The following is an 11,907-nucleotide window of genomic DNA, read 5'->3' as shown; positions in this document are numbered from 1 at the left end:
CTTGGCCGGCACACTAGCCGATATCTACGCTGCGGCAATCCCTTGCCCGTGATAGCCCGCCTCTGGCCAAATCACCGAAAGCAGCTTAGATCACTTGCGACCGGCCCTGCCGGCAAGCGCGTTTTGATTACGAACAAGAGGCCCCGAGCTATGGCGAAAATCACCTATGTCGAATTCAACGGCACCCGTCACGAGATCGACGTGAAGCCCGGCATGACCGTGATGGAAGGTGCACGCGACAATGGCGTGCCCGGCATCGACGCCGATTGCGGCGGCGCCTGCGCCTGTTCGACCTGCCATGTCTATGTCGACAAGGACTGGATCGAGAAACTGCCTCCGCGCGATCCGATGGAAGAGGACATGCTCGATTTCGCGTACGAGCCCGATCCCGTCACCTCGCGCCTGACCTGCCAGATCAAGGTCACGGACGAGCTCGACGGCTTGATCGTGAACCTGCCCGAAAAGCAGATCTGATGCGACGCGCGGTGGCCCTCGCCTTCGCGCTGGTCACCGCTGCCGCCCTGCCCGCGCGGGCCGAGATGTCGGTCGCCGCGCGGTTCACCGAGCCGACGGATCGCTACGGTCACGGCGCGCTCGGCCCCGATCATGAATTCGCAAATCTCCAGATCGACGTGGCCCGCAAGGCGGGCAATCCCAAGGGTCTGTTTTCAGGCCACAGCACGTTGACCTACGAGCTGCGCCTCGATCCCGACATGGTCTATGAGGACACGAGCCCGCGCCTGAGCGACCTCGACGGTGACGGCATCGCCGAGGTGATCGTGGTGCAATCTCAGCTGAAATTCGGCTCGCGGCTTCTGGTGCTCACGGTGAAATCGGGAAAGCCGGAATTCCTCGCCGCGACCGATTTCGTGGGCGAGCCGAACCATTGGCTCGCGCCCATCGGCATCGCGGATTTCGATGGCAACGGGCATCGTGACATCGCTCTGATCGACGCGCCGCATCGCCTGGGCGTGCTGCGCCTCTTCGAGTATCGCAACGGCGAGCTGCACCCGACCTTCGCGGGAGGCAAGTTCACCAACCACCGTCTCGGCTCTGACACGATCCTCGGCGGGGTACGCGATTGCGGCTCTGGTCCCGAGATGATCGTCGCCAGTTTCGACTGGTCCGCGTTGCTGTCGCTCTCTGTCACGCCCAGACAAACCGTGGCATGGACACGCCTCGGCACCGACACCTCGCCCGGCGGCTTCGCGAACGCGCTGAACTGCAACGGCTGAACCCTGCCGCACTGGCCCCGCGGAACCGCCCTGCCCCCGCCCATGTTACCCCTGCATCACGACACCGGCGCGCGGTCGTTCCTCCCCGTCGCGCGCCCAGCTGCAGGATCCCTCCATGGCCGAAGCCCAAGCCTCCGAAGAAAAGCCGATTGCCGTCTATGGCGCGCTCGCCGCGAACCTCCTGATCGCCATCGCGAAATTCATAGCCGCGGCTTTCACGGGTAGCTCGTCCATGCTGGCGGAGGCGTTCCACTCGGTGGTCGATACCGGCAATGAGGGGCTGCTGTTGCTGGGCCACAAGCGCAGCAAGAAGGAACCGGACGAGAAACACCCGTTCGGCTATGGCAAGGAGCTGTATTTCTGGTCGCTCGTCGTCGCGATGCTGCTGTTTGCGATCGGGGGCGGGCTCTCGATCTATGAGGGCATTGTCCATATCCAGAACCCCGAACCGATCGAGAAACCGATCTGGAACTACGGTGTGCTGCTCGTGGCTTTCCTCGCTGAAGGTACGTCCTGGGTCATCGCGATCCGTCAGCTTCTGAAGCAGCGCAAACCGGGCGAAGGCTATTTCAAAGCCTTCCGCCGCTCCAAGGATCCGTCGATCTTCGTCGTCGTCGCCGAGGACAGCGCGGCCCTTCTGGGCATCCTCGCGGCCGCGCTCGGCGTCTATCTCTCGGTGACGTTCGAGAATCCGTTCTTCGACGGCGCGGCCTCCATCGTCATCGGGCTCATCCTGATCGTCGTGGCGATCATCCTCGTCTACGAGACCCGCGCGCTGATCATGGGCGAAGCCGCTGACCGCGACGTGCGCAAATCGATCCGCGAGATCGCGACCGGGTTCGACGAGGTCGCAGAGGTCAAACGCCTTCTGACGATGCATTTCGCGCCCGATCAGGTGCTGGTGAATATCGAGCTGAAGATGCGCACAGGTCTCTCGCCCGAAGCGATCTTCCACGCGGTGGAGGCGGTGCAGAAGAAAATCCACGAGGCCCACCCGGAGGTTTCGAGCGTTTTCCTCGAAATCGAATCCCTGCGCGGCACGCAGCCCGAAAACGCGGCGGCCTGAGGCCGCGCGCCGCGCCCCCGACGCGATGCCGCTTTTCACCGCAACGCCGTCGCTTTCTCCCGCGCTCCTCCCCGGAGTCGGGGTGATTGTGTCCCCACCCCCGGCGCGCTAGGAAACCGGGCGAAAGATCAAAAGGGATGCGACATGACCCAGACTGCCGACGCTTACGTTCTCACCGTTGCCTGCCCCTCGACGCGGGGGATCGTCGCGGGGATCGCGAACGTGTTGGCCGATCAGGGCTGCAACATCACCGACTCGCATCAGTATGACGACCCGAAGACGGGCCAGTTCTTCATGCGCGTCAGCTTCGTCTCCGAGAAAGGCAAGGATGCCGAGGCGATCCGCGCCGCCTTCGAGCCGGTCGCCAAGGATTTCGAGATGGACTGGGCGGTCCGCGACTCCCGCGAGAAGATGAAGGTTCTGGTGATGGTGTCGAATTTCGGCCACTGCCTGAACGACCTTCTCTACCGCTGGCGCATCGGTGCGCTGCCGATCGAGATCGTGGGCGTGGTGTCGAACCACATGACCTATCAGAAGGTCGTCGTGAACCATGACCTGCCCTTCCACCACATCAAGGTGACGAAAGAGAACAAGCCCGAGGCCGAGAAGCGTCTTCTGGACGTGGTCGATGAATCGGGTGCGGAACTGATCGTGCTCGCGCGCTACATGCAAATCCTGTCGGATGCTCTGTGCCAGAAGATGTCGGGCCGGATCATCAACATCCACCACTCCTTCCTGCCGAGCTTCAAAGGCGCGAACCCCTACAAGCAGGCTTACGAGCGTGGCGTGAAGCTGATCGGGGCGACCTCGCATTACGTGACCGCCGATCTCGACGAAGGCCCGATCATCGAGCAGGACACCGTGCGCGTCACCCATGCGCAAAGCCCATCGGATTACGTCTCGCTGGGCCGCGATGTCGAGGCGCAGGTGCTTTCGCGCGCGATCCACGCCCATGTGCAGCACCGGGTGTTCCTGAACGACAGCAAGACGGTCGTCTTCCCGGCCTCGCCCGGCGCTTACGCTTCCGAGCGTATGGGCTGATCAAAGATGTAGGATGCCCGCCTCGGTCACGATCATGTCGAGCGGCTGATCGGTCGGCTCGGTGGGCACTTCCGGCACTTCCTGCGCCGCAAAAGCAAAGCCGATCGCCGTGACGGGGCCGCGTGCGCGCATCCCCTCCAGCGTGCGGTCGTAAAAGCCGCCGCCATAGCCCAGCCGATAGCCCTTCGCGTCGAAAGCCAGCAGCGGCACGATCAGCACCTCGGGCGTGATCTCCTCACCCTCTGCCGGGATATGCGCTCCGAAAGCGCCCGCGATCATCTCGGTCTCGGGCGTCCAGCGGTGAAAGACCAAAGGCTGCGCCTCCGCGACCACCACCGGCAGACAGAGCGGCCCGCCATGGGCGACCATCGCCGGGCGCGGATCGGGCTCGGTCCGGATCGGCCAATAGCCCGCGAGCACCTTGCCCGCGAAAGGCTCCAGCGCCGCCGTCAGCGCACGGGTCGCCGCGCCATAATCGGCGGCATGGGCGGCCTTACGCGCCGCGAAAGCGTCCTTGCGCGCGAGATCCTTGCTCATAGCAGCACGACGGAGGCGAGGCCGAGGAAGGCGAAGAAGCCCACCACATCGGTCATCGTCGTGACGAAGGTGCCCGAGGCCAGCGCCGGGTCCGCGCCGAGCTTCTCCAGCGCGAGCGGGATCAGGATGCCCGACAAGGCAGCCACCACGAGGTTGATCACCATCGCCAGCCCGATCACGATGCCAAGCTGTGCGCCCGAGAACCAGAAGGCGGCCACCGCGCCCATCACGACTGCGAAGGCGAGACCGTTGAGCAGCCCCACGATGGCTTCCCGTCGCACGACCCGCCAGACGTTGCTGTCGGTCAGGTCGCGGGTCGCCAGCGCGCGCACCGCCACCGTCAAGGTCTGGGTGCCCGCATTGCCGCCCATCGAGGCCACGATCGGCATCAAGACGGCCAGCGCTACAAGCTGCTGGATCGTGCCCTCGAAGATCGAAATCACCGCCGAGGCGAGGATCGCCGTCAGCAGGTTCACGAAAAGCCACGGCAGGCGCTGACGCACGGTTTCCAGCACCGTATCCGAGATCGCGGATTCGTCGCCAACACCGGCGAGGCGGAGGATGTCTTCCTCGTGTTCCTCATCGAGGACCGACATCGCGTCGTCGATGGTGATGACGCCGACCAAGCGGTCGTCTTCATCCACGACCGGAGCCGAGATCAGGTGATACTGGTTGAACGCATAGGCCACGTCGCCCTCGTCCTGATAGGCCGAGATCTTGCGGAACTCTTCCTCGCAAATCTCGATCAGCTTCGAGGCGCGCGGGGCGGACAGGATCCGTCCCAAGGTGACATTGCCGACCGGATGATGGCCCGGATCGACGAGGGTCACGTGATAGAACTGGTCGGGCAGCCATTTGGCTTTGCGCAGAAAGTCGATCGTCTCGCCCACCGTCCAATGCTCGGGCGCGGTCACAACCTCGCGCTGCATCAAACGACCGGCGGAATATTCGGGATAGCCCAGCGATTTCTCGACCGCGGCCCGATCGGTCTCGTCGAGCGCGCCGAGGATCGCTTCCTGCTGCGGCTCCTCAAGGTCTTCGATCAGGTCGACGACATCATCGGAATCGAGCTCACGGACAGCGTCGGCCAGAACTTCCGGCGGCAGGCTCGCGAGAACCTCCTCGCGGATACCCTCGTCGATCTCGGTCAGGATCTCACCGTCGATCTGGCGGCCCCAGAGGCGCAGAATCTCGCGCCGCTCATGGCCGGAGACCTGTTCGATAAGGTCGGCGATATCGGCGGCGTGCAAGGGCTCGAGCAGCTCGCTCAGGCGATCTGCATCTTCCTGCTCGACGGCATCGAGAATTTCCTCGACCAGCTCTCCGCTCAGCCGATAATCCTCTTCCTCGCGCTCTGTCTCTTCGGCAAGTGCTTCGGCCATGTCGCCCCCATTCCGATCGCGCGTGAAACATAGCTGTTTTCTCGCAGATGGACAGGGGGGCGAGGGCGAAAAAGAAGCGCCGCGACGGCAGAGATTTACCTTCGCCGCGCCCCGCCCTAGCATGGCGCGTCGGACAGGAGAGAATGATGGCTGAGCTGCACCTTGGGCAGGTTCTGGAATACCGTGGCGACGCGCTTGCCGAGGGGCCGGAGGCGGTCACGCACCGGCGCCGCGGCGGTATGCTGATCGACGGCGGTATGATCGCCGCCGTGGGCGAGGCCGACGATCTGCGCGAGGCCCATCCGCAGGCCGAGATCGTCGATCATGGCGATCATCTCCTGTCGCCCGGTTTCGTCGATGCGCATGTGCATTACCCGCAGACCGCGATCGTCGCGAGCTGGGGCAAGCGCCTGATCGACTGGCTCAACACCTATACTTTCCCCGAAGAGATTTCCTTCGCCGATCCCGCCCATGCGGAAGAGATCGCGACCCGCTATCTCGATCTGGCGCTGATGAACGGCACGACGTCGATGTGCAGCTATTGCACGATCCATCCCGCCAGCGTCGAAGCCTTCTTCACCGCCGCCAAGACCCGCGGGATGCGCGCCGCGGCGGGCAAGACCTGCATGGATCGCCACGCCCCCGAGGCTTTGCGCGACACGCCGCAATCGGCCTATGACGACAGCCGCATCCTCTTGCAGAAATGGCACGGGACGGGCCGGCTGAGCTATGTCATCACGCCGCGCTTCTCGCCCACCTCGTCGGCGGATCAGCTTTGCGCCTTGGGCGCGCTCTGGGCGGAGCATCCCGATTGCCTGATGCAAACCCATCTGAGCGAGCAGGTGGACGAGATCGCCTGGGTGCGCGAGCTATATCCCACCGCGCGCGACTATCTCGACACTTACGAGACCTATGGCCTTCTGGGCGAGAACGCGCTTTACGGCCACGCGATCCATCTGCAACCGCGCGAGGCCGACCGGATCAAGGAGGTCGGCGCGGCGCTGATCCATTGCCCGACCTCGAACACGTTCATCGGCTCGGGGCTGTTCGACTGGCCGACGCGTCTGGCCGAGGGGCAGCAAATCGGTCTGGCCACCGATACCGGCGGCGGGTCGAGCTTCTCGATGCTGCGCACGATGGCTGCGGCCTATGAGATCGGGCAGCTCACGCATCAGCCGCTGCACCCCGCGCAGCTTTGGTGGCTGGCCACGCAGGGCTCGGCCCAGTCGATGCGGATGGGCGACAAGATCGGTGCTCTGGCGTCGGGAATGGAGGCGGATTTCATCGCCGTCGACCTCGCCTCGACGCCTGCCATTTCGCAGCGTGCCGACCGTGCGGAGGATATCTGGGAGGCGATCTTCCCGACGATCATGATGGGCGACGACCGCGCGATCGCGGGCACCTGGGTCGCGGGCAAGCGGCTGCATTGAGCGATCCGGCCTTCGAGAGGATCTACGCCCGCGCGCCTTTCACGGTCGATTTCCTAGACGGTGCGCGCAGTGATTTGGTGATCTCCTTCGCCTCGATCGGCCATGATCCCAGCCGCCCGCCCGCGCCGGAATTCGTCGCCACTGCTACGGGGCGCGGCACGCCCGGCTTCCCGCGCCCGGCGCTGTTCATCAGCGACGAAAGCCGCAGCTGGGCAAACGATCCGGGTTTCGCCCCTGCCCTGCGCGCCGCCTTGGCAGAGGTGACGCGCCGCCGCCCCGTCACCCGCATCGCCGCCATTGGGCTCTCGATGGGCGCGGTCTCAGCGCTGGTCGCAGCGGAGGTAATCCCGGTCGATGTGGTGCTCGCGCTGTCGCCGCAAGTCTCAGTCAAACCGGGCGTCGTGCCGGGGGAAACGCGCTGGAGCGAGTGGACGGGACAGATCGCGACCTTCGCCCGCGAGATCACGCCGCTCCCGCCCGCGCCCTGCTGGGCGATCCTGTGCCACGGCGCGCATGACGATCTGGATCAGGCGATGCCATTCCCGCGCGCAGAAAACGTCGACCACCTGATCTTCCCCGATCTCGGCCATTCCGACCTCGGGCCGCATCTGAAGGCGCGCGGCGGGTTGTCAGGGCTGATGGAGGCTGCCCTTGCAGGCGACCGACGCCGCCTGCTGCGGATCGCGAGCGCCGCCGGGGCCGTGCGGCGCGAGAAATTCAGCCCATAAGTCGTGCCGCGAGACGGTTCTGCGTCTCGATCACCCGCGGCAGGTCGATCGTCACCACCTGCCCATCGCGCACCACCTGACGACCCTCGACGAAGAGATGCTTCACCTTGGGCGGCCCGCACAGCACCAGCGCCGCGACCGGATCCCATGCGCCTGCCGCCTCCAGCCCGGAGACATCCCAGATCGCCACATCCGCGCGTTTTCCGGGGGCGAGCACCCCGCAATCGGGACGACCCAGCACCTGCGCCCCGCCCAAAGTCGCGATCTCCAGCGCCTCGCGCGCGGCCATCGCATCGGCGCCGTTTTGCACCCGCTGCAGCAGCATCGCCATGCGCGCCTCGCCGATGAGGGAGCATGCATCGTTCGAGGCCGAGCCATCGACGCCCAGCGCGACCTTAACCCCCGCATCGCGCATCTGGCGCACCGGCGCGATGCCCGAGCCCAGACGGCAATTCGAGCACGGACAATGCGCAACCCCCGTCTTCGTGCGCGCGAACAGATCGATCTCGCCCGCGTCCAGCTTCACGCAATGCGCGTGCCAGACATCGTCGCCAGTCCAGCCGAGATCTTCGGCATATTGCCCCGGACGGCAGCCGAACTGCTCCAAGCTGTAGGAAATATCCTCGTCATTCTCGGCCAGATGGGTGTGCAGCATCACGCCCTTGTCGCGCGCCAACAGCGCCGCGTCGCGCATCAGCTCGCGCGAGACCGAAAACGGCGAGCACGGCGCGATCCCCACCCGGCACATCGAGCCCTCGCTTGCATCGTGGAACGCGTCGACGACCCGGATGCAGTCGTTGAGGATCGCGTCCTCGCGCTCGACCAGACTATCGGGCGGCAGCCCCCCGTCGCTCTCGCCGATGCTCATCGCGCCGCGCGTGGGGTGGAAGCGCAGGCCCAGCTCGGTGGCGGCGTGGATCGTGTCCTCCAGCCGCGCGCCATTCGGATACATATACAGATGATCGGAACTGGTGGTGCAGCCGGTGAGCGCCAGCTCCGCCAGCCCAACCTGCGCCGAGACGTGGATCTCCTCGGGGCCCATCTTCGCCCAGATCGGGTAGAGCGTCTGCAGCCAGCCGAACAGCAGCGCGTCCTGCCCGCCCGGCACCGCGCGGGTCAGCGTCTGGTAAAGATGGTGATGGGTGTTCACGAGCCCCGGCGTGACGACGCAGCCCGCAGCCTCGACCACCTCGCCCGTGCTTTCCAGCCCCGGCCCGACGGCGGCGATCTGCCCGTCGCGCAGCAGCAGATCCGCGCCCTTCAGCTCGCGCCGGGTGCCGTCCATCGTGACGATTACCTCGGCGCCCCGGATCAAGATCTCGCCCATCGCGCGCTCCTACTGGCTGGTTTCGCCAGAGCCTAGACCGCGCGGATGGGCGAAGACCAGAGGCACTCAGCGCCCCATCGCGTAGAACTCGGGGTTCGGCGGGATCGCGGCCATGTTCACCAAGCGGTTCGACAGGCCGAAAAACGCCGTGATCGCGCCGATATCCCAGATATCGTCATCGGTGAAACCGTGGGCGCGCAGCGCTTCGTAATCGGCCTCCTCGACCTCCTGCGCGCGCAGGCTCACCTTCATCGCGAAGTCGAGCATCGCACGTTGGCGCGGCGTGATCTCGGACTTGCGGTAATTCACCGCGACCTGATCGGCGATCAGCGGGTTCTTGGCGCGGACACGCAGGATCGCCCCATGCGCGATCACGCAATACTGGCATTCATTGGCCGCCGAGGTCGCCACCACGATCATCTCGCGCTCGGCAATGGTCAGGTTGCCGGGCTTCTCCATCAGCGCGTCATGATAGGCGAAGAAGGCGCGGCACTCGTCGGGGCGGTGCGCCAGCGCGAGGAAGATGTTCGGGATGAACCCGGCCTTCTCCTGCACCGCCTCGATCCGCGTGCGGATATCCTCGGGCATGTCTGCGAGTTTCGGCACCGGATGCCGGCTGATCTTGTCTTGCATGTGGGGTCTCCTCTTCTCCGCCGCCACTATGCACAGCTGCGACGGGGCCGAGGAAATGACGTTGCGGCAATCGCGCTCAGAGGTCGAGCGTGATCCAGACCGGCACGTGATCCGAGGGCTTGTCGCGGCCGCGGATTTCCTTGTCGATACCGACCTCGCGCAACAGATCCGCCGCCTGCGGCGACAGCAGCAGATGGTCGATCCGGATGCCGTTATTCTTCTGCCAGGCGCCCGCCTGATAGTCCCAGAAGGAGTAATGCCCCGGCCCTTGGACCCGGGCGCGGAACGCCTCGGTGAAGCCGAGATTGAGGATACGGCGGAAGGCCTCGCGACTTTGCGGCAGTGCCAGCGCATCGTCGCGCCACGCCTCGGGTTTCGCGGCATCCTCGTCCTGCGGGATGATGTTGTAATCGCCCGCCATCACGAAGGGCTCTTCCAGCGCCAGCAGCTCTTCCGCGCGCGCCTTCATCCGCTCCATCCACGACAGCTTGTAGGCGTATTTGCCGCCTTCGACGGGCTGGCCCGCATCGTCCAGCTCCACCGGGTTGCCATTGGGCAGATAGAGCCCACAGAGCCGCACCGCGCCCTTGTCGCCGACCACGGTGGCCTCGATCCAGCGCGCCTGTTCGTCACCCTCGTCCCCAGGCAGGCCGCGCGTCACATCCTCCAGAGGCAGCTTCGAGAGGATCGCGACGCCGTTGAAGCTTTTCTGGCCATGGGTCTCGACCGAATAGCCCAGTTCCTCGAAGATCTCGCGCGGGAAACCCTCGTCGACCGACTTGATCTCCTGCAGCAAAGCCACGTCGGGCTCGGCTTCCTTCAGCCAATCGACCAGCGCCTGATGGCGCGCCTTGATGCCGTTGATGTTGAAGGTGGCGATTTTCATGAGCGGCTCCGGGTTTGGCAGTCGCGAAAGGTGTAACGGATCGCGGCGGGCACGGACAGGGCGGAGTTAGCCCTCCTCGCTTTCCTCGGTGTCGATCCCGTGACGCTCGAACAGCTTCGCCTGCGACATGATGAAGGCGATCATGATGATCGGCAGACCAAAGGTCTTGAAATCGACCCAATGCGCGTCCGACATCGTGCGCCAGACGATCTCATTGGCGACGGCAAGGCCCAGAAACAGCCAGACGAAGCGCTTGGTCAGGATCATCCAGCCCTTATGCGCCATCGGCATCGCCTCGTTCATCACCAGTTGCAGCCACGCCTTGCCGCGCAGCAATCCGGCCCCGAGGATACCCGCAAACAGCAGGTAGATGATGGTGGGCTTCATCTTGAAGAATGTCGGATCGTTCAGCCAGACCGACAGCCCGCCGAAGATCGCCACCAACACGAGCGTCGCGATCTGCATCGCCGAGAGCTTGCCGGTCAGCAGCCACAGGATCAGCGTCGTCGCCGCGATCAGCGGGATGAACAGCGCGGTTGCCACGACGAAGCCCGAGTAATCTGTCCCGAGGATCGTGTAGGTGCCGTCCTTCAGCCGGTTGAAGGCGATGAAGAACACGATGAGCGGCCCCCAGTCGAGCGCCGCTTTCACCCAGGGGGAAATCTTTTTCTCTGCCATCTGCCTTTACCTGCCTGCTATCTCAACGATCACGGCTCCCGCCGCGATCAGCGCCATCAGAGCCGTGCGCCGCGGCCCCACTTTCTCGCCCAGCACGAGCCAGCCGATGAGCGCAGCGAAGACCGTGGACGTCTCGCGCAGCACCGCCGCCTCGCCCACCTTGTCGAGCCGTGTCGCCAACATGATCGAGCCAAAGGAGAAATAAGCAACAATCGCGCCGATAACACCCCTCTTGATGAGCGGCACCATTTCCGAACTCGGCAGTTTCGTCCAGCGCCGCGCGGTAAAGATCGGCATGAACCAGCCGTCGATGAAGAAGAACCACGCAAGGAAGGTGAACGGATCGGCGGTCGCGCGGATGCCATAGGCGTCATAGGTGGTGTAAAGCGCGACGAAGGCGCCGGTCGCCACGGCCAGCATCAGGGCGGGCACCATCGTGTCGCGATCGACCGTCACATTGCGCAGGTTGTAGAGCGCTAGCCCGTATATGCCCGCCAGAAGCGTCGCCACCCCGGCCCATTGGCCGATCGTGAAATGCTCACCGAAGATGAACCCCGCCCCGATGACCGCGAAAAGCGGTCCGGTGCCGCGCACGACCGGATAGACCACCGTATAGGCCCCGCGCTGGTAGCAGGCCGCCTGCAGCAGCTTGTAGGCGACATGGATGAAGAACACGCCCACGAAGATCGGCCACATGAAGGGCTCGGGCCACGGCACGACGAAAAGCGCGAAGGGGGCCGCGATGATCCCGTAGCTCGCATCGATCGCGGCGCGGCTGAGCCACGGATCGTGGCGCCCCTTCTGCAACGCCCCGAACAGCGCGTGAAGAAAGGCCGCGAGCAGAGCGAGGCTCAGCGCGAGATGCTTGCCGGTCTCGGTGCCCGAGACGGAGATGATCCAGTCGCTCAAGGGGAAGTCCTTCGTGATGTCGGCGGCAAGGGGGCGCTGCCCCCTCTGGCCTCAG

The 11,907-nt window shown here is 64.9% G+C and carries 13 protein-coding genes; 6 read left to right on the top strand and 7 right to left on the bottom strand.

Annotation, left to right across the window (positions count from 1 at the left end; translation table 11 throughout):
- Window positions 1-150: 150 nt before the first annotated feature.
- The 4 genes from B3D39_RS09570 to purU all read left to right on the top strand — a co-directional run bounded on the left by B3D39_RS09570 (window position 151) and on the right by purU (window position 3,342).
- Window positions 151-474 carry a 2Fe-2S iron-sulfur cluster-binding protein gene (locus B3D39_RS09570; protein WP_075776110.1) on the top strand — a complete coding sequence of 108 codons (324 nt, stop codon included), beginning with the start codon at window positions 151-153 and terminating at the stop codon, window positions 472-474.
- Window positions 474-1,235, top strand: coding sequence for an FG-GAP repeat domain-containing protein (locus B3D39_RS09565; RefSeq protein ID WP_274962073.1), 762 nt, complete (start codon window positions 474-476; stop codon window positions 1,233-1,235). Before B3D39_RS09570 ends, B3D39_RS09565 begins: the two co-directional genes overlap by 1 nt.
- Before the next feature lie 115 nt (window positions 1,236-1,350).
- Window positions 1,351-2,301, top strand: coding sequence for a cation diffusion facilitator family transporter (locus B3D39_RS09560; protein WP_274962072.1), 951 nt, complete (start codon window positions 1,351-1,353; stop codon window positions 2,299-2,301).
- Between the two features lie 144 nt (window positions 2,302-2,445).
- On the top strand, window positions 2,446-3,342 hold the full coding sequence (gene purU / locus B3D39_RS09555; RefSeq protein ID WP_078546283.1) for a formyltetrahydrofolate deformylase: 897 nt from the start codon (window positions 2,446-2,448) through the stop codon (window positions 3,340-3,342).
- On the opposite strand, the gene B3D39_RS09550 is transcribed toward purU, so the two are convergent.
- Together B3D39_RS09550 and mgtE are read right to left on the bottom strand one after the other, a co-directional pair.
- Window positions 3,343-3,879 (bottom strand): 5-formyltetrahydrofolate cyclo-ligase, encoded by a 537-nt coding sequence (locus tag B3D39_RS09550; protein ID WP_274962071.1) that lies wholly within the window; start codon window positions 3,877-3,879, stop codon window positions 3,343-3,345.
- Window positions 3,876-5,261: a magnesium transporter gene (gene mgtE, locus B3D39_RS09545; protein ID WP_078539714.1), complete on the bottom strand. Its 1,386-nt coding sequence runs from the start codon at window positions 5,259-5,261 to the stop codon at window positions 3,876-3,878. Before mgtE ends, B3D39_RS09550 begins: the two co-directional genes overlap by 4 nt.
- Before the next feature lie 146 nt (window positions 5,262-5,407).
- Here mgtE and guaD point away from each other — a divergent pair, with 146 nt between their 5' ends.
- Both guaD and B3D39_RS09535 read left to right on the top strand, forming a co-directional pair.
- Window positions 5,408-6,691, top strand: a complete 1,284-nt coding sequence (guaD, locus tag B3D39_RS09540; protein ID WP_274962070.1) for a guanine deaminase — start codon at window positions 5,408-5,410, stop codon at window positions 6,689-6,691.
- Window positions 6,688-7,419, top strand: coding sequence for a hypothetical protein (locus B3D39_RS09535; protein WP_274962069.1), 732 nt, complete (start codon window positions 6,688-6,690; stop codon window positions 7,417-7,419). Before guaD ends, B3D39_RS09535 begins: the two co-directional genes overlap by 4 nt.
- On the opposite strand, the gene B3D39_RS09530 is transcribed toward B3D39_RS09535, so the two are convergent.
- From B3D39_RS09530 to B3D39_RS09510, 5 genes are all read right to left on the bottom strand, one after another.
- Window positions 7,409-8,746 carry an 8-oxoguanine deaminase gene (locus B3D39_RS09530; protein WP_274962068.1) on the bottom strand — a complete coding sequence of 446 codons (1,338 nt, stop codon included), beginning with the start codon at window positions 8,744-8,746 and terminating at the stop codon, window positions 7,409-7,411. The two genes, B3D39_RS09535 and B3D39_RS09530, sit on opposite strands and share 11 nt — an antisense overlap.
- A 66-nt stretch (window positions 8,747-8,812) precedes the next feature.
- The gene (locus B3D39_RS09525; RefSeq protein ID WP_274962067.1) at window positions 8,813-9,379 is read right to left on the bottom strand and encodes a peroxidase-related enzyme; all 567 of its coding nucleotides are present in this window, start codon (window positions 9,377-9,379) and stop codon (window positions 8,813-8,815) included.
- A 76-nt stretch (window positions 9,380-9,455) separates the two neighbouring features.
- Window positions 9,456-10,265, bottom strand: a complete 810-nt coding sequence (gene xth, locus B3D39_RS09520) for an exodeoxyribonuclease III (protein WP_274962066.1) — start codon at window positions 10,263-10,265, stop codon at window positions 9,456-9,458.
- A gap of 66 nt (window positions 10,266-10,331) precedes the next feature.
- A complete protein-coding gene (locus B3D39_RS09515) occupies window positions 10,332-10,943 on the bottom strand; it encodes an inner membrane-spanning protein YciB (RefSeq protein ID WP_274962065.1) in 612 nt (203 codons plus the stop codon).
- A 6-nt stretch (window positions 10,944-10,949) separates the two neighbouring features.
- Complete coding sequence (locus B3D39_RS09510) at window positions 10,950-11,852, bottom strand: EamA family transporter (protein WP_152842924.1); 903 nt, start codon at window positions 11,850-11,852, stop codon at window positions 10,950-10,952.
- Between the last annotated feature and the right edge of the window lie 55 nt (window positions 11,853-11,907).

This window comes from Thioclava sp. UBA3469 (genome assembly GCF_002378135.1).
Taxonomy (GTDB): Bacteria; Pseudomonadota; Alphaproteobacteria; order Rhodobacterales; family Rhodobacteraceae; genus Thioclava; species Thioclava sediminum.
The sequence above is the reverse complement of the archived record's forward strand: the minus strand, read 5'-3'. Positions and strand labels throughout refer to the sequence as shown.

What these genes read in the sequence shown, in the direction of transcription:
- B3D39_RS09565 (WP_274962073.1), top strand. Translation starts at nt 474, where the DNA reads ATGCGACGCGCGGTGGCCCTCGCCTTCGCGCTGGTCACCGCTGCCGCC.
- mgtE (WP_078539714.1), bottom strand. Translation starts at nt 5,261, where the DNA reads ATGGCCGAAGCACTTGCCGAAGAGACAGAGCGCGAGGAAGAGGATTAT.
- B3D39_RS09550 (WP_274962071.1), bottom strand. Translation starts at nt 3,879, where the DNA reads ATGAGCAAGGATCTCGCGCGCAAGGACGCTTTCGCGGCGCGTAAGGCC.
- B3D39_RS09515 (WP_274962065.1), bottom strand. Translation starts at nt 10,943, where the DNA reads ATGGCAGAGAAAAAGATTTCCCCCTGGGTGAAAGCGGCGCTCGACTGG.
- B3D39_RS09530 (WP_274962068.1), bottom strand. Translation starts at nt 8,746, where the DNA reads ATGGGCGAGATCTTGATCCGGGGCGCCGAGGTAATCGTCACGATGGAC.
- purU (WP_078546283.1), top strand. Translation starts at nt 2,446, where the DNA reads ATGACCCAGACTGCCGACGCTTACGTTCTCACCGTTGCCTGCCCCTCG.
- xth (WP_274962066.1), bottom strand. Translation starts at nt 10,265, where the DNA reads ATGAAAATCGCCACCTTCAACATCAACGGCATCAAGGCGCGCCATCAG.
- B3D39_RS09560 (WP_274962072.1), top strand. Translation starts at nt 1,351, where the DNA reads ATGGCCGAAGCCCAAGCCTCCGAAGAAAAGCCGATTGCCGTCTATGGC.
- B3D39_RS09570 (WP_075776110.1), top strand. Translation starts at nt 151, where the DNA reads ATGGCGAAAATCACCTATGTCGAATTCAACGGCACCCGTCACGAGATC.
- B3D39_RS09525 (WP_274962067.1), bottom strand. Translation starts at nt 9,379, where the DNA reads ATGCAAGACAAGATCAGCCGGCATCCGGTGCCGAAACTCGCAGACATG.
- guaD (WP_274962070.1), top strand. Translation starts at nt 5,408, where the DNA reads ATGGCTGAGCTGCACCTTGGGCAGGTTCTGGAATACCGTGGCGACGCG.